The following is a 23,245-nucleotide window of genomic DNA, read 5'->3' on the forward strand; positions in this document are numbered from 1 at the left end:
ATACTTGATTCTGTTTGGACGATGACCTACAGAAGCGTGCTAAGGCAGTGTGGCAGAGGAACGACGATAGCACGCTTCGCGCGCATTGATCGGCCGGGGTCTGTCACACTCGGCACGCGGTGCACAATCTCACGTGGCGTGGGCGCCTCCAGCGAGTCGCCTGGCAGCCAGCTTGTCGTTGGCGACGATGTAGTAATAAACGCTGCGGTGAAAATCGACTACACGGGGGGAATGTCAATCGAAGACGACGTTTTCATTTCTGAAGGAGTGGTTTTGTATACTCATAATCACGGGCTTGACCCGAGATCAGATCCTATTGCGATGAACAAGAGCATTGGAAGGGGGGCTTGGGTAGGGGCTCGGGTGATCGTTCTAGCGGGTTGCCAGAAGGTAGGTGCCCATTCAGTCATTGGCGCTGGAGCCGTTGTTACTAGGGATGTTCCCGAGCGCGCGATTATGGCTGGCGTGCCTGCGCGGATTGTTGGGACGGTCCCGAAGTCCAGGTAGCCCGTGAGAAGACAAAAGTTCGAATTTCAACCAATTAAGGAGCGTAAATGCCAGGCAATGACACGTCCACCAGTAGTCGTCCGTTACTAGAACGACTGTATAGGCGGCTATATCGAGATCAATCGTTGAATGGAACTACTGCGTTCTACAACTGGATCCGTGCGGAGCTAAATCCGAATTGCAAGGTATTGAACATAGGAGCAGGTCCGTCGACACGGGACAATCGAAGGGTATTGAGGGGTGAGGTCAAGGAGATCGTGGGGGTTGATATTGATCCAGCCGTCTTGCTTAACGATGAGCTGGACCGGGCAGGGACAATAGTAAATGGCCAAATTCCAGAGGGAGACGACTACTTTGACCTGGTTTTTGCGGACTTCGTTTTAGAGCACGTGGAGAACCCCGCGATGTTTCTGAAAGAGGTGCACCGAGTGCTGAAGCCTGGATCCTCATTTTTCTTTCGAACTCCGAACTTATTTCACTATGTAACGTTGATCTCCGCGGTGACCCCTCACTGGGTCCACTTGCGTGTTGCCAACGCGGCGCGTGGAATGAATATGGATGCGCATGAACCCTGGCCTACTTTTTACAGAATGAACCGACGCAAATCTCTTGAAAAGGCAACATTGGCTGCGGGTTTCTCCGGGATTGAACTCCGAATGATCGAGCCAGAGCCGTCTTACATGAGGCGGTCTCTTCCGCTTTTTTTGTTTGGCTCCGCATATGAGCGTATCGTCAATAGTACTACTGCGCTCGAATCGCTACGCGTGAACATACTGGGCAAGGTAAAAAAATAAACTCCGGTATGTAGAGCAGGAATGGTGAATTGAACCTACGCGCAGCTAATGAAGCATTGAGCTTCAGCATTCTTCAAATTGTGGCTTCTGTTGAATCTGAAGCCGCAGGCCCAAGTTATTCGGTCACACGGCTTGCATCGACTTTAGCCGCTAGAGGGCTGCAATCGGGACTGTTTAGCGTTGGAAACCCATCCATGGCTTTGCGAGATGGCGTTGAGTGTCGTGTGTTCAAACGCGATTTTGGTTCTGTTCCTGTCTTTTCCAACCTGTATGCGTCCAGGGACCTGCGGGCTGCTATTGATAGGTTCGCAGTTGCCGGCGGGATATTGCACACGCACGGTCTATGGCTGATGCCGAACGTGTATCCGAGTTGGAGTGCCGGTCTGCACAGCCGGCCGTTACTTCTTTCTCCCAGGGGCATGCTTGGCTCTCCGGCTCTCGAATTTTCGCGTCGCAAGAAGATGATTTTCTGGCGTATCGCACAGCGCTCTGCGGTCGAAGTCGTGAGTTGCTTTCACGCAACTAGCGTCCAAGAGTACGACGATATTCGGAGGCTCGGATTCAAGGCGCCAGTTGCAATAGTGCCCAACGGAATCGACGTGCCGGCTCTGAACCAGAGCATCATTGCCGATCGGCCAAGATCTCAGGAGCAAATGGACACGGTCCTTTATCTTGGCAGAATTCACGCCAAGAAGGGAATTGACCGCCTTTTGGCTGCTTGGGCCCAAGTCGAGCGTCAGAACCCGCATTGGCGGCTTAGGGTAGTTGGGCCACTAGAAGGCAGCTATCCAGCCGAACTGAAGGCGATGTCAGCAAGGCTGGGTTTGGAACGAGCATCATTTGACGACGCTCTTTACGGCGAGAAAAAAGCCATGGCTTATCGGTCGGCGAGTCTCTTCGTGTTGCCGACGCTCGATGAAAACTTTGGGATGGTGGTCGCTGAAGCGCTGGCGCACGGGGTGCCGGTTATTTCAACCAAAGGGGCTCCTTGGGCAGGATTGGACATTGAGGGCTGCGGGTGGTGGATCGACCACGGCACAGAGCCCCTGGTAAGAGCACTTAATGATGCAATGTCGATGCCTAGGAAGGTTCGATTAGCGATGGGCGCGCGGGGGCGCACTTGGATGGAAAGGGATTACTCATGGGATGGTGTTGGCGCTGAGATGGAGAATGTTTACCGGTGGTGCGATGGGCGAGCTGACCGACCGAAGAGCGTGATAGTGGACTAAGTTCGATGTCAGATAAACGGTCGTTCAAATTAGCAGCGGTGCCGGCGCCGAGCGGAAGTGACAAGCTGAGACGTGCCCTTTGGCGATTAGTTGAGAAAACGGCTTACGGATGGTCTCCAACGCCGTTTCATCGATGGAGGTGCTTTTTACTGCGGAGCTTTGGCGCGAAAATTGAAGTTGGCGCTCATCCCTATCCGTCCGCGCGCGTTTGGGCACCGTGGAACCTGCGTATGGGAAGAACCAGTAGTCTGGGTCCAGAAGCGACTTGCTACTCGGTGGCAGAAATTGCCATCGGCGATTACGTCACCATCAGTCAGGGGGCATATTTGTGTTCTGCGACCCATGACTATCGCGATCCCAAATTTCCTCTCGTCGTCGGCAATATCTCAATAGAGGATGGAGCATGGGTCGCGGCCGGCGCATTCGTCGGGCCGGGAGTGAAAATTGGGAAAGGTGCAATTGTAGGCGCACGTGCTGTTGTTGTTAAGGATTTGGAGCCTGGAGTGGTGGTGGCTGGCAATCCGGCTCGACAGGTCGGGTCACGGTGATCATGAGAGCCCCAGCTGAAGCCGAACCCTCGACTGATCAGACGCGGGAAATAAATAAGTCGCCTGACATCCATGCGCTCATTCTCACGAAGGATGAAGAGATTCACATTGGGCGGTGCATCGAGAGTCTTCTTGGTCGAGTCTCAAGTATAACGGTCATTGATAGCGGATCCAGCGACAACACTCGCGAGATAGCGGTGTCGTTGGGCGCGGTGGTAGTTGAGAATCAATGGGTGAATTACGCGACACAAATGAATTTTGGCATCGATTTGTTGTCCGACAAGGGGGGGTGGCTGCTTCGCATCGATGCTGACGAAGTCCTTGACGCAAAACAGCTTAATAGTCTGGCTGATACTGTCTTAAAAGCGGCCGCTGACTGTGATGGAATACTTATCAAGCGGCGCATCTATTTTCTAGGGCGTAGGATTCGGTTTGGCGGCATCGAGCCAAGTTGGCAGCTTCGCCTTTGGCGTAATGGACGCGGCAAATGTGAACAGCGCTGGATGGATGAACACATAATTGTTGAGCGTCGTGTCCAGAAATCAAGATTAAGTCTGTCAGATCGTAATTTGAAATCGATGACTTGGTGGATGTCGAAGCACAATTCCTATGCGTCGCGTGAGGCTGCAGATATTCTCAGCAAAAAGATTAAAGGATTTGAGCAAAAAGCAAAAAAAGACATGAAACTGAGTGGACAAGCAGCGTTTAAGCGTTTTATGAAGGAGAAAATATACCTAAAAATGCCAACAGCATTGAGGTCGTCTGTTTATTTCCTATATAGGTACGCGATCTTGCTTGGATTTTTAGATGGAAAACCAGGGTTATATTTTCACCTTTTGCAGGGTTTTCTTTACAGAACTCTGGTTGACGCTAAGGTGGACGAAATTATCGACCTCGCCAAAAAGACAAATATGTCACTTGAAGATGCTATCAAGGATAGAACCGGAATCGATTTGCGTTCGGGTGTTTGAAGAAGGTGCCTTATTATCAAGACGGAGTAGCACGACCATGTCTGATGAACGAAACATTGAATATGAATATGATACCGCAGAGAAAAATAGCTCTCACCGCATATTATTGCCGGCGGTTAAGCGCATCCTAGCTGAGGCGAACTCGAAGCGCATTTTTGATCTGGGCTGCGGCAATGGCAGCGTTGCGAGTGAACTGAGCGAAAAATATTCCGTTGTTGGCATCGATGCCTCTTCCTCCGCCGTCGCAATGGCTAATCGCGCGTACCCAAACCTCAAAATCGAGATTGGGTCGGCGTATGATGACCTGTCCGCTAAATATGGTACGTTCGACACCGTTCTCAGTCTCGAGGTCGTGGAACATCTTTACGATCCAAGAGCCTTTGCCCGAAACATATTTAATCTGCTCGAACCCGGCGGAACAGCGATCATCTCAACCCCTTATCATGGATACGTGAAAAATTTAGTGCTCGCGGTTACGGGAAAGATGGACAACCATTTCTGGGCTCTCTGGGACGGCGGCCATATTAAATTTTGGTCGATGAAGACACTGAGGATGCTACTTGAAGAAGTGGGATTGGATATTGTCCGTTTCGATCGAGTGGGAAGAGTTCCGCCATTGGCAAAGAGTATGATAGCGATCGCCCGCAAGCCCAATATCTCCTCGCATTCAGCTCTTGAATCGCATTCCGCTCCGAGGAGTTCACGTTGACGGCAAGAGCCTGGATCGTAATATTCATTGTTGCGCTTCTCTTCGCTTTGGTTTTTGGAATGATTTCTATTTCCGAAATTAATAAGCGGATCGCCCGTGTCCCAAAAGCAGATGTCCCGACCGCTCCGTTTACTGGAAGACTGTCCATAGTTTCAATAAGAGACATCAGAGTGGGCGGTTACAATGTGGTTTTGTGTGGCGTTTCGTCTGAGCCTCGCTTGGGGCCGGTGGGCTTAATAACCGAGACTGCTCGAAAAAGTTACGAGCAGAGCGTCGTGACCTGCCGTCCTGTCGGGAGCGGCACGCCGTGCGACGGTAAAGTCGGTCTCAAGTTTGGCAGAGCCTTGGTAGTTCAGTGCTTTACGTCTTCAGGCGCCGATCTTGCAAAGGAGTTTTCGGAGAAAGGGCTCCTGTGCCAGTTGCCTTCGCAGTCATGGGCTGGCTATGTGGCTTGCCCAAGCCAATGATGCAAGCCCTGCAGAGGTGCGTTCACATCTAGATTGGTCGTGGCTGACCATCAAAGATAGCTGTCCAATTGATCAAAGTTTCTCGCAAGCCGGTGACAGTAACCTCGATGGCATTGAGGTGTTGCGAAACCGACACTTGGGGAGGAGCCTCCAGTGCAAAAGGGTCATAGTCAGTTCCAATCATCTGTAGACTGACCAGAGTGCAGACAAAGCTGTCATTTAGGCACACTGCCCTGCGCACCCCGGAGAAGACAATCTTGCGGGCGCTGTCCACGCCTTCAATCACAATGTTGATCGTGGTTAGAGTATCGGTTGGTAGTTGTACAACCGTATGAAGCCCTCGTGCTTCATCCTCGATTGTCAGCGGCTTGCTCGAATTGGTCGTGGTCTGGGTACAAGTGCGGGGATTGCCATATGCAAGATTGGTTGAGAAATTCGGGATTGGCTGGAAATTGGTCCCATAGGTGCAATTCTTCATCACCACGACAGAGCTTGCGCTCGTGTTCGGTCGGCTGATCCAGTCTGTTAGTACAAACGTGTTCTCCGCGAAGTGAACGTTCTCTAAAAAGAGAATCCCGGGGGAACCGCCGTCCTGGTTGCGGACAATGAACGTTGGATTGGCGGCGCCGTTAGTGGTCAGATGTGCATTGCGGACCGTCAGAATTCCCCCTGTCTGTTCAAACATCGTAACGTTTTGATTTGGCTGTGCTTCGGTGAGGCCGTCAAAAACAACGCTCCCCGATCCGGTCATTTTGAGAAGTCGCTTGGTGCCTTGTTCAATACGGACATTGCGGAAGCTGTTGACATAGAGATTGTTACCGATCGCAGCCAGTTCAAAGCACCAGTTGATAGTTCCACAGCCCGCGAGATTGCCGTTTCTCACATCGAGATTCCCGCCGCGTTCAAAAAGGGCGACCCGATCAATAAAATTGCAAGAGACGTGGTCCAGAACGTAGTTGAGACCCTGATCATTCATGACATGAATGAAGGTGTCGAGATTCTGAACGACGCACTTTAGAAAATGCATACCGGCGCACGTGGCATCGCCCCGATTATTGGCAAACTTAATTGCGGTGTCGAAGTGCTGAAACGAGCATTCGACATAGAGACTTTCGCCAGACCCGAACGCCTTGGTCGTCTGGAGCCAGTGATGACATATCCCGGCGCGACTAGCAGCCTCCAGTGACGGCTTGCCGACGAAAGAAAGTTGTTCGAACAGCAGCCCGAGTTGCCCATCCAATTCCATCAGTGTACCGCCGCCGGTGCCGTTCCATACTATGGTCGATTTGGAACTCGCCGCTCTGGGTGAAAAAGCATTCGATGTTTCCATTCCCTGCCCACGCAGTGCCCCGCCTCCATAGGGTGCCGACTTAGGATATGCGATCGTTTTGTCGACGAGAACGGTACCTGCTGGAACAAACCCGTTCGGGCCGATCGCGATGACTGAAGCTAACTCGCCGCCCACCATGTTCGGAGTGATGGTCTCCTCCGCTAATTCCCACCAGGCGCCATCGGCGCTTTGAAATTTGCCGTGATGTCTTGGTTCAGTATCCGCCTTTCTATAGAGCGCGCCGCCGCCATCGCCGGATCGCGCGTACCCTGCCAGCCGCAGAAACTGTTTGGCCAATGGGATACTGGTGGCTTCCGCCACGGCCTTGCTGGCAAAATCTGCAACACCGCTGGCCGAGATTGCTGCATCGGCTGCATCCATCACTTGTTGAAGCATTAGGTTGATATTCTCGGGGGTTGCGATCCGGGCAGGCTCCCGATCGCCAGACAGCGGGGCCGCGGCTGAAGCGTCCGACACTGCAGCGCTCCAACTTACACCCCACGGGGCTAACGCCATCCACCTTGCAAACAGACGGCGGGAGATGCTTTGCATGATCTCTTTCTCTCCAACAAGGTTCGGGTCGCGGATTATGCCGCATCAATGCGCGATAAAAAATGACTGACATCAAATCCAGTCGTCTTGCCGGCCAATGCGGCGCTCTCCGCGGTTTATATGACGATGCCGGCGCCTCTGCGTCCCATAGGCACATTACCGGGCATAATTTTGCAAGTCTTAGGGGACGTGTCGCCTGTCGTTTCAGGACAGTCTCGGCGGGGCGACCATGCTAACTTGATCTCTGATCCGTCCGGCGTCCCGGAGGGCCTCGGTTGCGACCAGGTCACCGGCACCGGCCTTGGCTGACCACTTTTGCCGATTTCGTCGCCAAGCACTATTTTGAAGTCGCTCAGTGGTTCGACAACCTATCTCCACAGCTGGTCATTTCCTGAATATTCCATGCAGAGCTTGGCGGCTCAGAGATCTCGGTTTCAGCCTGCAGATGTCTAGGATGCGCTCCCGACCGCGAAACATTCTATTCGGCTTCGGGCGGCAAGACCGCCGTTGTGCGCTTCGTCGTTGATCTCGATCAAGGCGCATCGAGGCCGCGCGCCAGGCATGAGGTCGGGGCTGAAAGTTGGGCGCTGCTGCTCCCATCGTCGCCATGTGCAAGCTCAACGACGTCAACCCGGTCGCCTACATCGTTGAAACCGCTCGAGGCGATCCTCAACCGGCATCAGCAAGGCCGCATTGAAGACCTCATGCCCTGGCGCTTCCGCAGACGTCAAGCCTAACGTATTGGGGAGCGCGTAAGCGCTTACGGCATTGACGCCAGATCCCGTCCGATCGTGCGCCTTACAGGAAGGCCTCGTCTGCCATCCGGATCGGGTCGCGCGGCGGCCAAAATTGTCACGTGTTGATTGCTGAATGGATCTGCGCCCGTTGTGGCGGGAGCAGGGAATCAAGGCCGGCATTCCGTGCGGACAGCCCCCTCAAGCGGGTTTAATCCATAGATCTTGCGCGCCAGGCTGGTTGCTGCACGAAAGTCGGGAGGGCAATATCAGGACGTAGTCGACTGCGGACCTGTGTAAGCGCGGAAGCGCTGGTGGGGCAGCCACGTTGGCTCGCTGGCAACCAGCTCTATTTCGGCCGGCAGCAAAGATTATATATTTGGATGCTCTAATGGTGTGTTCAATCAACCACACTGAAACCAAAAATTATCTCGCAAATGCGAAATGGGTTGGAATTGGCGCAGAAAGCTGTTACGCGCTGATGAGTAGCTTGGCGGTTGGGCGGGCCTCAGGTAACGTGGGACAGAAGGATTGATGCGGATGAACCTAGTTTTGAAAAGTGCGTTGGCCGGAGTTGTTGTGTTGGCCGGCTTCGCCCCGGTGTCGTCTTTCGCGCAGGATGGATCGTGCACCTGTGCAACTGCCTATACGGGCGTAAATCCGATTGGGTCGATCGGGAATGTCAATGGCGATGTGATGATCTCGCAGGTGGCTGGCTATGGTCCGGCACAGGCGGGGGGCGCTCTTGATTTCGGCAGCCGCGTCGTGGTTGGCGGTAAGGGGTCTGCTTCGGTTAAAGTTGGGAGCTGCAATTTGAGCGTGCCGGCCAATTCGACCCTCGACATCTCCCGCGTCGACAACAAGATTTGCCTCAATGTCCTCGGTTCTGAGCACACCGCCCAAACGGGCGGCGGTAGCAGCACCAACTACACGCCGGCCATTGTGTTTGGCGGTGTAGCCCTCGGCGCTCTTGGCCTGGGTCTATCGCAGGATGATGACCACGGCCAACCCGTTAGCGACTAAGCTGACCGTAGATAGGCAACAGCAGCAGAGGCGCATGGCGCTTCGGCTGCGTGTCTGTTGTTCGATGGAGTGCCCTTGGCATTTATGCTGGTGTCGTGACCGAGGTATCGCTCGGATCGCTTAAGTAAAGGCGACATGCGGACGGCTGGCGAACATGCCGGGATGAAGGGCGAAGCGCCGGTTTATCCAGGCAAAGTGGTTGAATTGCAATCTTTTGATGCTGCGTGCAAGTCTCGGATACGACGGTCAGGCGGCAAATGCGACGATCAAAGTCAATCCTGAGGAGGGCGGCATGTGTGTAGCGTTCGATACATCAGGCGCAGCTTTTGCCGCCGATCTGGCGCTGATCATCGGCCTGCATTATGACAACTCTGTCCGCCGGTAGCCGGGACCTGGCATCCATCGCATCGCATGAACTTGACGAATGCGTCACTCGCTGTCTTGCGAATGACGCATTTATCGTTTTGGGGGATGACGTCGCTGCGTTGCTTCGCTGCAGTCACAAACGCCCATGATCGATCTGCATTCCCATATCTTGCCCGGTCTCGACGACGGCTCGCCCAGCCTCGCCGAATCGCTGGAAATGGCTCGGCTGGCGGTGGCCGACGGAACGACCCACATGGCGTGCACGCCGCACGTGACGCCGGGCGTTTACGAGAACGGAACATCGAACATTGTCCGAGCGGTTCAAGAGTTGCACCAGGCGCTGCGTAGCGCTGCCATACCACTTGCTCTCTACGTCGGCGCCGATGTTCACATAGCGCCGGATCTTCCAGACCAATTGGCGGCGGGCAGCGTGCCGACCTTGAACAGGTCCCGCTATTTTCTGTTCGAACCGCCGCATCATGTCTTGCCTCCACGAATGGAGGATCTTGCTCTACGCCTCATAAACGCCGGTTTTATCCCGATTCTTACTCATCCAGAGCGTTTGACCTGGATCAAAACGAATTACGACGTTATCGAGAGGTTGAATGCGGTCGGCTGCCTTATCCAGCTTACCGCAGACTCGATTGTTGGTGCTTTTGGACGCACGGCGCTTTATTATTCGGAAAAGCTGATTGACGAGGGCAGGGTGGATATCATCGCGTCGGACACTCATAGCGCCACGCGCCGGCGCCCTGGGCTTTCACAGGCGGTTGCTGCTGCTGCCAAGCGATGTGGGGAAGACGAGGCCCGCAACATGGTATTGAAACGTCCAGGCGAAATATTGGCGAACCGTCCCATCGAGCCGGTCGGAAAAGCACGTCCGAAAAACCCCACCGCCGGCAACGCCGGCCGCTTTGGAGGATTAGGCCGCCTATTCAAGGGCGGGACAGCGTGATGGGCATTTTTCATTTCGCAAAAAGCCACATAGGCACAACACTCGTCTTGCTGGCTTCGCTTGCAATGTCGGCATGCACGAGCACCTCGTCGACGACATCTGCTTCCTCGAGTTCGGTCGATGCGCTGCAATTGACGTCGTCATCGACGCCACTTTCGGGCGGCGGCGCGCTGAAGGTAGTGAAGGATCTGCCTGCACCGCAAAACACGCAGAACGGCAGCGAGCAGCCTTTGTCTCCGAACGATGTGCTCGAAGTGAATGTATTCCAGGTCGACAATTTGAGCAGAACGGTTCAAGTCGACTCCGGCGGCCAGATATCGCTTCCGCTTATCGGAACCATTATCGCGGCAGGAAAAACCGTCCGTCAGCTGGAGCAAGAGATCGAGACGGCTTACGGCGCCAACTACCTGCAGTCGCCTGATGTGACGATTTTCGTCAAGGAGTCGATTGGGCAGCGCATAACCGTCGATGGCGAAGTCAACAGAGCCGGTATCTTTCCAGTAACGAGTAATTCCTCGCTTCTTGACGCGATTGCTCTGGCAGGAAATTTCAGCCCGGTTGGGGATGCAAGCAAGGTCTTCGTCTATCGCAATATCGGCCAGAATACCTTGGTCGCAAATTACAACGTGGAGGAAATTCGCGCCGGCAAGGCCCGTAACCCGCGGATCTACGGTGGTGACAAGGTTGTCGTCTTTGCCTCAAAAACGAAGATTGCGGTGAACAATCTCAAGGACGCGCTCGGCATAGCCTCCAATGCCGCCCGAATTGCCGTGGTGCCGGGACTATAAGGTCGTAGCCGGTCAGAATGTAGTCGAATCTAGGAACACCTCGCACCATGCTCGATCGCAACAGGCAGCATCAAATTGCAGGTCCAGGACATGGCCAAGCCTTGTCCGCCGACCTTTATTATGACGGCGGGCAAAACTACAGCCCCTACGGTCGCGATTATTCGGAGCAGGAACAGGGTTTCAATCCGCTCAAGCTGTTCTTTTACGTCGTCCAGTATCGGTGGCTGTTCGTCATGATGGTGGCAGCCGGGCTTGTCGCGGGCCTCATTGTTACGATGATGCAGACGCCAAGATACCAGGCAACAACGCAATTGGAAGTGCTGGTCCCTTCCGCCAAGGTCTTCCAGGACATCGAGGTCGTTTCTGAAAATGCAGATGTACGGGCCTTTCTCACCGCACGTGAAAAGCTCAAAAGCCGCGCTTTGGCACAGCGCGTCGTGTTCCAATTGGGTCTGAGCGAAAAACCGGACTTCCTTTTCCCTACGCCAAACTTCTCGCTGTCCAATATCTTCTATCGTGCCTTCGGAATCTCCAAGTCACCTTCCATTGAACAGAAGACGCCGGAAGAACGTGAGGAAATTGCGATAAAGCGTATTCTAGACGACCTCACGGTCAATCTGGTCACCAACACGAGCTTGCTCTCGATCACCTTTGTTGATCAGAATCCGAAATATGCGAGTGATATAGCCAATCAGGTTGCGCAGAGCTTTATTGATCAACGCCTCGACCAAACTAGCGAGACCTCGGACCTGGCAAGGCAATTCATCCAGGAACAGGTTTTGCAGGTAAAGCAAAAGCTTCAGAAATCCGAAGAGGAGCTGGTCGCGTATGCGAAGGATGCCGGCATCACGATAACCGGCGATGACAAATCGCTTATAGGATCGAACATAGAGGCGCTGAATACGGCGCTTGCGACAGCGATCCAGGATCGTCTCGATGCCGGACGTGTCGTGGACCAGATTGACAAAGGTCGCGGATCGAGCCTGGCCCCCGTTCTGGAAAGCGAAGGCCTACAAAATCTCAGTGAGAAACTGGCGGATTTGACTAGTCAATACCAACAGAAGCTGGGCATTCTCAAGCCCGGCTTTCCCGAAATGCAGCAGCTTCAGTCGCAGATCAAGGAGTTGCAGCGTCTCTATAACAACGGCGTGCTGGCCATAACTGACTCGCTACGGCTGAAATATCAGGAGGCGCAGAACAAAGAAGCTGATCTCAGGAGCAAACTTGCTGAAATGGAAAAGCTGCAGGTCGTGTTCAACGATAAGAACATCAAATACACGATCTTGAAACGTGAGGTTGATTCTAACCGGTCACAATATGACAACCTTATTGCCAAACTGAACGAGGTCGGCGTTAGCTCTGAGCTGAAGACGCAGAGTGCCGCAATCGTCGATTTCGCGGCAGTGCCCGATCGCGCATATTCGCCGCGCTTGAGTGTCAATCTTGTGATTGCGCTGGCTCTTTTCATGACTTTGAGCGCGTCTGTCATTTATGTTATCGAACTGCTGAACAACACCTTCACCAATCCCGAACAGGTTGAAAAAGAGCTTGGATTGGCGATGCTCGGCATCTTGCCACTCGTAGACGACCGGGAACTCACAGCCAGCATTGCCGATCAGAAGTCAGGGCTGTCGGAGGCCTATCGTTCGCTTCGAACCTCGCTGCAATTTTCAGGTGCGGAAGGCGCGCCACGATCGCTGGTTGTCACGAGTTCGGAACCTTCGGAAGGCAAGTCGACCACCTCGTTCAAGCTTGGGCAGGATTTTGCAGCGCTTGGCGCAAGAGTTCTCATTGTCGACGGCGATCTGCGGAAGCCGAACCTTCATCGCCTGTTTGGTCTCGACAACACGATTGGGCTCAGCAATCTTCTGACAAATACCGTTCGCAAGGAAGATCTGACGAATATCTTCAGGGCGACGAAATACCCTAATGTGACCGTTTTGACCTCTGGAACGATCCCACCAAATCCTGCGGATCTGCTCTCCTCTCCGAAGATGGCTCTGATCATAACCAATCTCGGCAAGCGCTTCGATCTTGTCATTATCGATGCGCCACCGATCGTTGGTCTTTCGGATGCTCCTATTCTCAGCCGGCTCGCCGAGGGCACATTGATGGTCATCTCGACCAATCAGGTGACGCGCAAGTCGGCCAAGACTGCGCTGAAGCGCTTGCGATCTGCCGGCGCAAATGTAGTGGGAGCCGCGATGTCAAAGTTTGCTGTGAACAAATTCGACTATAACTACGCCTATAAATACATGAACTATCAGTACTACAACTACGGCACGGACACGAGTACTCCGAGGATTGAGGGCAAAGTCGATGATGGAGCAGGCCAGCCCGCTTATGCAAAATCTGCGGCGTATAAGCGTTTGGTTCGTCGCATCCGTTCTGGTGTTGGTGGCTTCCTCGATCGGGCTAAGTCGATTTCTTGAGACCGAAACGCCAACCATCTCGCTTGCACTGGATCCATTAAACGCCGATGCTCTGATAGGCGTAATTGCCGGTGATCTGAACGATGCGAATAATCCTCCGGACCTCGATGCCTTGCTTGCCGAGGCTAGGGACGCGCTCCGTTTCAACCTCGCCGACGCACGCCTCTATAGCTTGGTCGGTGAGATCAAATACCGGCAAGGCGAAAAAGACGAGGCCTACGAGCTGTTCGACCAGGCTCGTAAGTTATCCAAAACAGAAATCCATGCCCTCCAGAGGTCTATTGGCCACTCGACCGAGATAGGTGATTTGTCAAAGGCCGTTGGCGAGATAGACATATTGCTGCGCCGGTGGCCGGACCAATTTCCGGCGATCGTCGGTGGCCTGCCGGCGATTCTTGCGAATCCCGACGGATACAACGCCATGCTGGCAGCAATCACGGCGGAGACGCCCTGGAGGCCTAGCCTCTTCGTGGCCCTTGCCAATGATCCCAAGGGCCTGGATTACGCAAACCGGCTGCTGCTCGATTTGAATGAGTCAGCCGCGCCGCCGAAACCGGGCGAACTATCCATCGTGATCAATGGTTACATCCGCCAGAGGGAATATGAACAAGCGTATCGGCTGTTTCTTTTCACCCTGTCTGAACAGGAGCGTAAGTTAGGCGGATATATTTTCAACAGCACGTTCGAACCGATATCCAGAGACAGGCCGTTTGATTGGCAGGTTCGCGACCAGTCGGGCCTGGAGGTGACGTTTGCAACATCCCAGAACGCGGTAGAGGGCGAGGGCGGCGCGATGGTCCGGTTCTTGAACACGCCGGTGAAGAATTCGGCTCTTCAACAGTACATTGAGCTGCCTCCTGGATCCTATAAGGTTTCTCTAATTGCGTCTGCCAGAAACCTCAAGCTTCCGAAGGAACTGTTCTGGTCTCTTAGATGTCCGGCCGGTGAAATCGCGCGCCTCAATATTCCCGAGGGTACATTCAATCGGCAGACCATGAGCGGGGATTTTTCAATCGGTCCGGACACATGTCGAATGCAATTGTTGAGGCTGGAGACTTCGGCCATTGCTGAGAGCTGGCGATTTCGCTATGTCGGTACGCTGGTAATGCACAAATTGAGCATCGAGAGAAATCCGTCTTGAGCGATCGGCCATCCGAATGGGATAAATATCTCCTTGGGTCGGTTTTGTTCATATCCCTGCTCATTGGCGGCGGTACTGCAAGCGGCCTTTATACCGATACTCTAATCCAGGTCGTGGTGATTATCTCGGCGGCAGTGGTCTTTTCTCAGACCTCCGGCCAAAGGATCTCGCGTTCCGTTCTATGGCTGCTTATCTTCGCGGTGGCGTTGATTGTTCTTCAGATTGTGCCACTCCCGGCTGCCATATTCGATGGGGTTCGTCCGAAGCTTTTGCTCGGAGATGCCCGGCTGATTGGAATTCCCCCATTTCGCTTCGTCAGTGTAGGAGTTGGCCGGACTGTAGAGTGTCTGTTCTTTCTGCTGGCATCAGCGGCATTTTTTTTAAGCGTATTGCGCCTGCGCTCCGAACAGGTCAGCGCTCTCCTACCATTTTTCTTCATAGGTGTTATCTGCAATGGTCTGGCCGGGTCGATTCAATATTCTCTCTCCGATAACATCGCTATAGTAGGTCTATTGCCGTTCACCATTAACGCAGGGCTTTTCGCCAACGTGAACCACTTTTCGGCGTTGCTTTTTGTGTCTATCCCCTTCGTCGTCTACTATGGCCTGTTCCGCGGACACCTTTTGTCGGGATCGGTTGGATTGATCGCGCTTTTGCTGCTGCTTTTGGCTGCCGGTTCACGCGCCGGGGTCTTGATCGGGTTGGCGATAACCATATTGTCCGTCGTCTTTCTTTCGGCCCGTTCCAGGGCGAGTGGACTTACCATCCTGCTGATTTTCACAGGGCTTACGGCCTACACGATAGGCGCATGGACGAAGATCGATGCGGACGCGTTAGATCCGGCGTTCGGGCGTGGATAATTCGCCCGAACGACGATCGAGGGGATCAAGGACAATTGGGCGACGGGCGTCGGATTTGGAAATTTTCAAAAAGCCTATCAAATATACGAAAGGGGGGGCATGATTTTCAGGCAATACGTCAATCATGCCCACAATGAATACCTTGAAATAGCCTTCGAGGGCGGAATTCCTGCTATCTTACTTATGGTAGGCTATTTCGCACTGCTTTTTGCTGCATTGGCCAGGGTTCGCCGCGACCCGCTTCAGAAGGCCGCATTCCTCTCGGTATCGTTTCTTCTCATTCATTCTCTGGTCGACTATCCGCTGCGAACCGAGGCGTTGGCGATGACCTTTGCCTATATGAACGCCATCATCTTTCACAAAGGATTTGCGGAACGCTTGGGCCGCAAGAGCGAGATGATCGAGATCGACCACAACGGTGACAAGCTACTTGTTCCCATCGGAAGTTCGTCCTAGCGACCTCGTCGCTGCGGCTGGCGGCCTCTGAACGAGGCGGCCGGCTGTCAGGCGAGCCGGCTCCCGGCCCTCAGGCCCCCCAAGCGCTGGCAGCATTTCCTGCTCCTCTCAAGCGCAACTGGTCGCTGAGCAGAAATTTCCCGATTTCGCCGGCTGCATGGAAAATTCATTCCCGAACCATTCGGCCGCAGGCTTGTCTTGCATTGGTCTGGGCAGGAACGATCTGCTAGAACGCCTGCACGAGAATAGATTATCCGGAAGTGCAGCTTGAACCGGGCGGCTAAAGGTCGCCTCCGTTGACGATACAGGCCCTTCCGTAAATGGGTACGAAAGAACGCTCACAGTCCATGAACATCGCGGTTACGCACCTTCAGCGGCTCGAGGCCGAGTCTATTCATGTTTTTCGCGAGGTGGCCGCGGCTTTCGCCAAGCCGGTCATGCTCTATTCGGTCGGCAAGGATTCGTCCGTGCTCATGCACCTGGCGATGAAGGCGTTTTATCCGGCCAAGCCGCCCTTTCCCTTTCTTCATGTCGATACGACCTGGAAATTCCGCGAGATGATCGCCTTTCGCGACCAGATGCAGCAAAAGCTCGGCTTCGACCTCCTGGTCCATGTCAATGAAGACGGCGTGCGCGACAACATCAATCCCTTCGACCATGGCTCCAACACCCACACGCATGTGATGAAGACGGTGGCGCTGCGGCAGGCGCTCGACAAATACGGGTTTGACGCAGCCTTCGGCGGCGCCCGTCGCGACGAGGAGAAGTCGCGCGCCAAGGAGCGGATCTTTTCGTTCCGCAACGCCCAGCACGTCTGGGATCCGAAGAACCAGCGGCCGGAGATGTGGAAGATTTTCAACACCCGTATCGCTGCCGGTGAATCGATCAGGGTATTTCCACTGTCGAACTGGACCGAGCTCGACATCTGGCAATACATTCTCCAGGAGGACATCCCGATCGTGCCGCTGTATCTGGCCAAGGAGCGGCCGGTCGTCGAGCGCGACGGCATGCTCATCCTGAGGGACGACGAGCGCATGCAGCTGCGGCCCGGCGAGACGGTGGAGAACCGGATGGTGCGGTTCCGCACGCTCGGCTGCTATCCGCTGACCGGTGCGATCGACTCGGAAGCCGACACTCTGGAGGCAATAGTCGGCGAAATGCTCACGGCGCGCACTTCCGAGCGGCAAGGTCGCCTGATCGATCGTGATGAAGCCGGCTCGATGGAAAAGAAGAAGCGCGAGGGGTATTTCTGAGTATGCGCCACATCATGGCCAAGAGCCTCGCCCCGACCGACGGCGTCCGCGACTATCTGGCGGCGCAGGAACGAAAGTCGCTGCTGCGCTTCCTGACCTGCGGCTCGGTCGACGACGGCAAGTCGACGCTGATCGGGCGCCTGCTTTCCGATACCAAGCAGATTTTCGAGGACCAGCTGGCGGCGCTCGAGCGCGATTCGCGCAAGCACGGCACAACCGGCGACGACGTCGACTTCGCGCTGCTGGTCGACGGCCTCGAGGCCGAGCGCGAGCAAGGCATTACTATCGACGTTGCTTATCGCTTCTTCGCCACGCCGAAGCGCAAGTTCATCGTCGCCGACACGCCCGGCCACGAACAGTATACTCGCAACATGGCGACAGGTGCATCGACCGCCGATCTCGCCATCGTGCTGATCGATGCTCGTCAGGGCGTACTGCGCCAGACAAGGCGGCATTCGATCATTGCCTCGCTTTTGGGCATTCGCCACATCGTGCTCGCCGTCAACAAGATCGACCTTGTCGGCTTCGACGAGGCGGTCTTTAAACGGATCGTGGCCGATTACGGGCAGTTCTCACGTGATCTCGGCTTCGAGTCGATCGTGCCCATTCCTATGTCGGCCCGCTATGGCGACAACGTTACTGGCCGTTCCGATAGGACGGACTGGTTTTCCGGCCCAACGCTGATCGAACATCTGGAAACCGTCTCGGTCGACGAGGCCGCGGTCGAATTGCCGTTCCGGTTTCCTGTCCAATATGTGAACCGTCCCAATCTCGATTTTCGCGGTTTCGCCGGCACCATCGCCTCTGGCTCGGTTGCGCCCGGCGACGAGGTTGTCGTCGCGAAATCGGGCAAGTCCTCCCGTGTCAAGCGGATCGTTTCGCATGGCGGCGACCTTCAGCAGGCTGTCGCCGGCCAGGCCATCACGCTTGTCCTCGACGACGAGGTCGAGGTCTCGCGCGGCAATATGCTGGTGTCGCCGGCAGCGCGGCCGCAGGTCGCCGACCAGTTCGCCGCCAACATCGTGTGGTTCGACGAACATGCATTGCTGCCCGGCCGCTCCTACATCCTGCGCACCGAGACCGACCAGACCAGCGCCACCGTCACCGACCTGAAATACCGGGTCAACGTCAACGACTTTGCCCATGAGGCGGCCAAGTCGCTTGAGATGAACGAAGTCGGCATCTGCAACATCTCGACGCGGTCGCCGATCGCCTTCGATCCGTTTGCCGAAAACCGCACCACCGGCGCCTTCATCCTGATCGACCGCATCACCAATGCCACGGTCGGCGCCGGCATGATCCTGCATTCGCTGCGGCGCGCCGAAAATATCCACTGGCAGTCGCTCGATGTCGGCAAACGCGCCCGCGCCGATATGAAGAACCAGCGGCCGGCGGTGTTCTGGTTCACCGGGCTTTCGGGGTCAGGCAAGTCGACCATCGCCAATCTGTTCGAAAAGAAGCTCTTCGCCACGGGGCGCCATACCTACATTCTGGACGGCGACAATGTCCGGCACGGGCTCAACCGGGATCTCGGCTTCACCGACGCCGACCGTGTCGAAAACATTCGCCGCGTCGCCGAAGTCGCGCGCCTGATGGCCGACGCCGGGCTGATCGTCATCGTGTCGTTCATTTCGCCGTTCAGCGCCGAGCGGCGCATGGCGCGCGAATTGATGGCCGACGGCGAATTCGTCGAGGTGTTTGTCGACACCCCCTTCGAGGAATGCGCCAGGCGCGATCCGAAGGGTCTTTATGCGCGGGCATTGAATGGCGAGATCAAGAATTTCACCGGCGTCGATTCACCATATGAGGTGCCGGAAAAACCCGAAATTCATCTCAAGACACTCGGCAAATCGGCCGAGGAGATGGTGGACGCCCTGGAACACTGGCTGAACGAGCGCGACATTGCCGAAGACCAATATGACAGCGGCGGCGGTATCTGACGACGAAGCGATGCTCGCCGTCTTCGAGCACCTTGCCTTGGCGGCGGGGCGCGAGGTGATGCGCGTCTTTCGTGCCGGCTGTGCGGTCGACAGCAAGTTGGACAGTTCGCCGGTGACGGAGGCTGACCGCGAGAGCGAGAAGATTATTCTTGCCGGGCTGCGCGCCGCATTTCCCGAGATTCCGTGCGTGGCCGAGGAAGAAGCTTCGGCCGGCATCATGGCACCGGATCTCGGCGACGCCTTCTTCCTGATCGATCCTCTCGACGGCACCAAGGAGTTCGTCAACCGCAGGACCGATTTCACTGTCAACATCGCGCTGGTTCGCCATGGCGTGCCGGAGATCGGCGTTGTCTTCGCGCCTTGCACCGGCCGCTTCTTTTCCGGCCGGCCGGGCAAAGCGGAAGCGATCGAGATCAATGACGACTATGAGATCGTCGATCGCCAGCCGATTTCGGCGAGGGCCGGTATGGTGCCGCTGACCGTCGTTGCCAGCCGCTCCCACAACACGCCGGAAACCGACGCCTATATCCGCGCGCTGGGCGCTGCCGAGATCGTCTCGGTCGGCTCGTCGCTGAAATTCTGTCTCGTCGCCGGCGCCGAGGCAGACGTCTATCCACGCTTCGGCCGCACCATGGAATGGGACACCGCGGCGGGTGACGCGGTGCTACGCGCTGCCGGCGGCATGACGCGAACGCTGGATGGTGCGCCGCTCGCCTACGGCAAGCGCAACCAGAGCGATGACGAGGATTTCGCCAACCCGCATTTTATCGCCAGCGGCAAGGCTGCTGGATTTGGCTAGACGGTGATTGCGCAGTTCCAGACCCGTACGAAAGTGCGGGTGTTGCAAGTGACTTATGCAAGCGACCTCAGATGCTGCTCGAGATCTGTAAACACAGCGGTACGATCCCCATCCAGCCGACAGTTGGGTCGGCGTGGCCGATTCGCTTCGTGTCCGGTCGATGCTGCGGGGCCTTCACACGGTGTATCCAAATTGCTGTATACCGATACACTTGAACGGCTATACGAGCGAGTGATGGCGTTCCACATCAAAAATCCCGAGACCGACGCACTGGCCCGCCGGGTCGCCGCACTTAAGAGGACTGGTCTGACAGAGGCCGTCCATGCCGCGCTCAAGCATGAGCTTGAGCGCGAACAGGCTAGACCGTCCCTCGTAGAGATCGGCGTCAGGTTCTGCCGTGATCTGCGAGCCCGGGGCAAGCCTGATCACGGCAGGCCCGCCGACAAGGCGTTTCGCGACAGCCTGTACGAGAATGATGATGTTCATCGACGCCTCGGCCCTGACGGCGCTGATGACCAACGAGGATGATGCGCGCGAACTCCTGGTCGGGACCCGGCGCGGCTGAACGGTGTTGAACCGGACTTTACTTGGCTGGCCACGGTCCAGATTGGATCACGTTCAAGAACCTAAAATGCGGCGGGCTTGCTTCGGATGGTTAAGGCCAGGAGCGCCTCCGAAAGTCGTTTCTTCGCCCGCTCCACCCCGTTCTCGTCGATTGCCTCAACATCGAGGAACAAGTCGAGACCAGTCGTATGCTCGCTGATGACCTGAGGGCGCTGGGCGAGTTCACCCAGGAGGCCCTCGACTTCGTAGGGGACAACCTCCCGGCTGATCCCCTTCATGGCAATCGGTGCTAATGGACGCGCCCGGACAAGGTCGCGCACGAGCGCGTAAGTCTCATAGCTGAGGCAGATGCCGCCGGGCTCGGCAATCGACTGCAGCCGGGCCGCCAAGTTCGCCTCGGCTCCAATAATCGTGTAGTCCATCCGATCATCGGAACCGAAGTTCCCAACATTGCAATAGCCCGTGTTGATGCCCATGCGAGCTCGGAAGGGCCGTTCAACTCCGCGGTCATGCCACACCCTGTTCAACTGCTCCAGCCGACGCTGCATGTCGACAGCCATGCGCAAGCAGGCTCTCGCGTCTTCCTCGACGCCCTGCGTCTCGGGGTCTCCGAAGAACACAAGAAGCGCGTCGCCGATGAACTTGTCGACGGTGCCGCCGTGTTTGAGCGCGATCGTCGACATCTCGGTGAAGTACTCGTTGAGGAGAAGCGTCAGGTCCTCGGGCTGGAGCCGTTCCACGATCGCGGTGAAATCCTTGACGTCGGAGAAAAAGATCGTGAGCTTCTTGCGCTCGGTTGCGATGGTGACGTCCTTCTGGCCGCTGAAGATGCTTTTGTAGATTTGAGGCGAAAGGTATTTGGCGATCTTCAATGAAATCGCGGCCAGAAAGTCGTTTGCCTCGGAAAGCTCCTTGTTGATGCCCTGAATCAACGCGGACTGCCGACGCTGCAGGAGAATGAACGTCAGGCCCGCCGCCGCCGCGAAACCGAAATATAGGAGCAGATACTTGAAGGTCAGCACGTTCGCAGCAATAGGCTGATTGACTGATATCTCCTGGATCCCTCGGACATCCCCTACCTTCCAGTCCGTCTTGGGGCTGTCCGGGTGTGAGTTATGGCAGGTCACGCACACTTGTCCCATTATGACAGGGGCCGCGGCGCGGACCTGCCGGTCAAACAGTGAGCCCGAGACTTCGATGATCGGCTCCTTCGGGTTGGCGCGCAAAGCCAAGATTGCATTCCGCTCGAAGACATCGAGCTGGTGGGGCGCGCGACCTTTGAAAGGCAGATCCGAGACGAACCGATATTTGACCGACCCGTCATGAGCGCTGATGCGCTTGCCGAGTTCGATCGAGAGGGTTGCTGGAATAGGGATCGCACCTGGCACGTCCCGATAGTTGTGCGTCGCGGTCACGGCGCCGTTAGCTTGCAGCACGCGTCCCACGACGTCGCTGCCGTAGAATCCGCGCATTTCGTCGATGATCCGGCTGATTTCGCTGGCTTGCCTGCGCAGCATCCGTTCCGATAGGTCTCGGAGGTCGAGCCCAGGCTGCGACGGGCAGACCGACAAGGCCGATGACCACTGCCGTCACCAGGAGCGGTCCCATGGTGCGCTGCTGACGCGCAATCTGTTCACCCAGTCCAGCCATTGTGCAAGCCCCCGGCCGTCACAGTATCTGAACTATAGCTCATTCCCGGCACGGTACTAGAGTCAGTCTTGGCTCGATGAGAACACGTCAGCCCTGCAACGTCGGACCGACCTTGAGCGGTTGTTGCTAAGCCCGACCCTCACAGCAGATTTCGCATTGTGGCGCTAGACGGGCAGTGAATCAGTGAGGGGGATGTCGCAAAGTCGGTTGTGGCCCGGAATGCGCTCCGCGATAACCGCTCAGGGGTCAAAATTCACCTCTGGCAAGGTTGAGACTTCTGCGGCCGGAGAGCGCGTCGGAAAAGAAAGTGTCCCGCCAAACGTATCCGCGTTTCGGCCGCACTATGGAATGGGACACCGCGGCGGGTGACGCGGTGCTGCGCGCTGCCGGCGGCATGACGCGCACGCTGGATAGCGCGCCGCTCGCCTGCGGTAAGCGCAACCAGAGCGACGACGAGGATTTCGCCAATCCGCATTTCATTGCCAGCGGCAAGGCTGCCACGGCCGCTTAGCACGACGGTGAACCCCGTTCCCCGGCTCGTCGCCCGCGCGAGCGACGCCGTCGCGCACGCGACGCCTGAGTTGAAGCACTTATTTTCAGCCGAACGCTCGTGGCAGGGAGTAACTATCCGGTGTGGATCGTGGCAGAGGCCCTTCGCGTGTTAGGCTGCTTGCATGGAGATCGACACCGACAAGATCGACGAAGCCGTTCTGGGCCTGCTTTGGCTGACGCTGCATGAAGAGAGGCGCGCCTGGAAGGGTTTGGATTGGAACGCTCTGGATCGCTTGCACGAGAAGGGGCTGATCGCGAATCCAGCAAACAAGGCGAAGTCAGTGGTTCTGACAGATGAAGGACTGCGGCGTGCGCAGGAGCGATTCCGCACCCTGTTCACCCGTCCGGCGCCATGAGCCATGAGCGCTGGGAGGGCGCCGCGAGATGATGGCGCACCTGGCTGAATTTCGATAGTGGCGGCGCGCTGACCGCAGGCGGGACGGCCAATGCTCTCGCCGTGGCGGCCAAATTCTTCTTTCGCCACTTATGCCAACGGGCGCATCCTGGCCGTCAAGGCACTAGCTAGTTTCCGTCCACAAACGCCAAATCATTGATCTTATTGCTTAAATCGTAATTTTGCGAAGGCAAGGCCCGGCGGTTTCAGGTACACTTTGGTCTCATGCCA

The 23,245-nt window shown here is 56.0% G+C and carries 18 protein-coding genes and 3 pseudogenes; 19 read left to right on the forward strand and 2 right to left on the reverse strand.

Features of this window, described 5'->3' with window-relative positions; translation table 11 throughout:
* The first annotated feature begins 554 nt into the window (after nt 1–554).
* The 5 genes from NKH71_RS27985 to NKH71_RS28005 all read left to right on the forward strand — a co-directional run bounded on the left by NKH71_RS27985 (nt 555) and on the right by NKH71_RS28005 (nt 4,758).
* Nucleotides 555–1,301, forward strand: a complete 747-nt coding sequence (locus NKH71_RS27985; RefSeq protein WP_352895523.1) for a class I SAM-dependent methyltransferase — start codon at nt 555–557, stop codon at nt 1,299–1,301.
* 29 nt (nt 1,302–1,330) lie between these two features.
* A complete protein-coding gene (locus tag NKH71_RS27990; protein ID WP_352895524.1) occupies nt 1,331–2,530 on the forward strand; it encodes a glycosyltransferase in 1,200 nt (399 codons plus the stop codon).
* A gap of 275 nt (nt 2,531–2,805) precedes the next feature.
* Nucleotides 2,806–3,078: an LbetaH domain-containing protein gene (locus tag NKH71_RS27995; RefSeq protein ID WP_352549053.1), complete on the forward strand. Its 273-nt coding sequence runs from the start codon at nt 2,806–2,808 to the stop codon at nt 3,076–3,078.
* A 2-nt stretch (nt 3,079–3,080) separates the two neighbouring features.
* The gene (locus tag NKH71_RS28000) at nt 3,081–4,049 is read left to right on the forward strand and encodes a glycosyltransferase family 2 protein (RefSeq protein WP_352895537.1); all 969 of its coding nucleotides are present in this window, start codon (nt 3,081–3,083) and stop codon (nt 4,047–4,049) included.
* 37 nt (nt 4,050–4,086) lie between these two features.
* Nucleotides 4,087–4,758 (forward strand): class I SAM-dependent methyltransferase, encoded by a 672-nt coding sequence (locus NKH71_RS28005; RefSeq protein ID WP_352895525.1) that lies wholly within the window; start codon nt 4,087–4,089, stop codon nt 4,756–4,758.
* Between the two features lie 495 nt (nt 4,759–5,253).
* Here the strand turns inward: NKH71_RS28005 and NKH71_RS28010 are convergent, their stop codons facing one another.
* Complete coding sequence (locus NKH71_RS28010; RefSeq protein WP_352895526.1) at nt 5,254–7,032, reverse strand: hypothetical protein; 1,779 nt, start codon at nt 7,030–7,032, stop codon at nt 5,254–5,256.
* A gap of 1,349 nt (nt 7,033–8,381) precedes the next feature.
* Here NKH71_RS28010 and NKH71_RS28015 point away from each other — a divergent pair.
* The 12 genes and pseudogenes from NKH71_RS28015 to NKH71_RS28070 form a co-directional block, all read left to right on the forward strand.
* Nucleotides 8,382–8,864, forward strand: a complete 483-nt coding sequence (locus NKH71_RS28015) for a hypothetical protein (RefSeq protein ID WP_352549059.1) — start codon at nt 8,382–8,384, stop codon at nt 8,862–8,864.
* 199 nt (nt 8,865–9,063) lie between these two features.
* Nucleotides 9,064–9,249: a hypothetical protein gene (locus NKH71_RS28020; RefSeq protein ID WP_352895527.1), complete on the forward strand. Its 186-nt coding sequence runs from the start codon at nt 9,064–9,066 to the stop codon at nt 9,247–9,249.
* 126 nt (nt 9,250–9,375) lie between these two features.
* Nucleotides 9,376–10,185 carry a tyrosine-protein phosphatase gene (locus NKH71_RS28025; protein ID WP_352895528.1) on the forward strand — a complete coding sequence of 270 codons (810 nt, stop codon included), beginning with the start codon at nt 9,376–9,378 and terminating at the stop codon, nt 10,183–10,185.
* Complete coding sequence (locus tag NKH71_RS28030; RefSeq protein ID WP_352895529.1) at nt 10,185–10,973, forward strand: polysaccharide biosynthesis/export family protein; 789 nt, start codon at nt 10,185–10,187, stop codon at nt 10,971–10,973. The genes NKH71_RS28025 and NKH71_RS28030 overlap by 1 nt, the downstream gene beginning before the upstream one ends.
* Nucleotides 10,974–11,020: 47 nt before the next feature.
* Nucleotides 11,021–13,405 carry a GumC family protein gene (locus NKH71_RS28035; protein WP_352895530.1) on the forward strand — a complete coding sequence of 795 codons (2,385 nt, stop codon included), beginning with the start codon at nt 11,021–11,023 and terminating at the stop codon, nt 13,403–13,405.
* Entirely contained in the window at nt 13,293–14,546 is a 1,254-nt protein-coding gene (locus tag NKH71_RS28040; RefSeq protein ID WP_352895531.1) for a tetratricopeptide repeat protein, read from the forward strand. The genes NKH71_RS28035 and NKH71_RS28040 overlap by 113 nt, the downstream gene beginning before the upstream one ends.
* On the forward strand, nt 14,543–15,406 hold the full coding sequence (locus tag NKH71_RS28045) for a hypothetical protein (protein ID WP_352895532.1): 864 nt from the start codon (nt 14,543–14,545) through the stop codon (nt 15,404–15,406). The genes NKH71_RS28040 and NKH71_RS28045 overlap by 4 nt, the downstream gene beginning before the upstream one ends.
* Nucleotides 15,407–15,421: 15 nt before the next feature.
* On the forward strand, nt 15,422–15,862 hold the full coding sequence (locus NKH71_RS28050; RefSeq protein WP_352895538.1) for an O-antigen ligase family protein: 441 nt from the start codon (nt 15,422–15,424) through the stop codon (nt 15,860–15,862).
* A gap of 347 nt (nt 15,863–16,209) precedes the next feature.
* A complete protein-coding gene (cysD, locus tag NKH71_RS28055) occupies nt 16,210–17,115 on the forward strand; it encodes a sulfate adenylyltransferase subunit CysD (protein WP_352895533.1) in 906 nt (301 codons plus the stop codon).
* 2 nt (nt 17,116–17,117) lie between these two features.
* A complete protein-coding gene (gene cysN / locus NKH71_RS28060; protein WP_352895534.1) occupies nt 17,118–19,055 on the forward strand; it encodes a sulfate adenylyltransferase subunit CysN in 1,938 nt (645 codons plus the stop codon).
* 10 nt (nt 19,056–19,065) lie between these two features.
* Nucleotides 19,066–19,854, forward strand: coding sequence for a 3'(2'),5'-bisphosphate nucleotidase CysQ (gene cysQ, locus NKH71_RS28065; RefSeq protein ID WP_352895539.1), 789 nt, complete (start codon nt 19,066–19,068; stop codon nt 19,852–19,854).
* A 234-nt stretch (nt 19,855–20,088) separates the two neighbouring features.
* Nucleotides 20,089–20,256 (forward strand): annotated as a pseudogene (locus NKH71_RS28070) (type II toxin-antitoxin system VapB family antitoxin); the annotation flags it as partial.
* 224 nt (nt 20,257–20,480) lie between these two features.
* Here the strand turns inward: NKH71_RS28070 and NKH71_RS28075 are convergent.
* Nucleotides 20,481–22,068, reverse strand: a pseudogene (locus NKH71_RS28075) (adenylate/guanylate cyclase domain-containing protein).
* Nucleotides 22,069–22,390: 322 nt separating this feature from the next.
* Here NKH71_RS28075 and NKH71_RS28080 point away from each other — a divergent pair.
* Nucleotides 22,391–22,579, forward strand: a pseudogene (locus NKH71_RS28080) (inositol monophosphatase family protein); the annotation flags it as partial.
* Nucleotides 22,580–22,742: 163 nt separating this feature from the next.
* The gene (locus NKH71_RS28085) at nt 22,743–22,976 is read left to right on the forward strand and encodes a DUF6429 family protein (protein WP_352895535.1); all 234 of its coding nucleotides are present in this window, start codon (nt 22,743–22,745) and stop codon (nt 22,974–22,976) included.
* Nucleotides 22,977–23,245: the final 269 nt, after the last annotated feature.

Source organism: Mesorhizobium sp. M0983 (assembly GCF_040318975.1).
Classification (GTDB): domain Bacteria; phylum Pseudomonadota; class Alphaproteobacteria; order Rhizobiales; family Rhizobiaceae; genus Mesorhizobium.

Coding starts and splice junctions, on each gene's coding strand:
- NKH71_RS27985 (WP_352895523.1), top strand. CDS start 555: ATGCCAGGCAATGACACGTCCACCAGTAGTCGTCCGTTACTAGAACGA.
- NKH71_RS28000 (WP_352895537.1), top strand. CDS start 3,081: ATGAGAGCCCCAGCTGAAGCCGAACCCTCGACTGATCAGACGCGGGAA.
- NKH71_RS28005 (WP_352895525.1), top strand. CDS start 4,087: ATGTCTGATGAACGAAACATTGAATATGAATATGATACCGCAGAGAAA.
- NKH71_RS28015 (WP_352549059.1), top strand. CDS start 8,382: ATGAACCTAGTTTTGAAAAGTGCGTTGGCCGGAGTTGTTGTGTTGGCC.
- NKH71_RS28025 (WP_352895528.1), top strand. CDS start 9,376: ATGATCGATCTGCATTCCCATATCTTGCCCGGTCTCGACGACGGCTCG.
- NKH71_RS28030 (WP_352895529.1), top strand. CDS start 10,185: ATGGGCATTTTTCATTTCGCAAAAAGCCACATAGGCACAACACTCGTC.
- NKH71_RS28035 (WP_352895530.1), top strand. CDS start 11,021: ATGCTCGATCGCAACAGGCAGCATCAAATTGCAGGTCCAGGACATGGC.
- NKH71_RS28040 (WP_352895531.1), top strand. CDS start 13,293: ATGATGGAGCAGGCCAGCCCGCTTATGCAAAATCTGCGGCGTATAAGC.
- cysD (WP_352895533.1), top strand. CDS start 16,210: ATGAACATCGCGGTTACGCACCTTCAGCGGCTCGAGGCCGAGTCTATT.
- cysN (WP_352895534.1), top strand. CDS start 17,118: ATGCGCCACATCATGGCCAAGAGCCTCGCCCCGACCGACGGCGTCCGC.
- cysQ (WP_352895539.1), top strand. CDS start 19,066: ATGCTCGCCGTCTTCGAGCACCTTGCCTTGGCGGCGGGGCGCGAGGTG.
- NKH71_RS28085 (WP_352895535.1), top strand. CDS start 22,743: ATGGAGATCGACACCGACAAGATCGACGAAGCCGTTCTGGGCCTGCTT.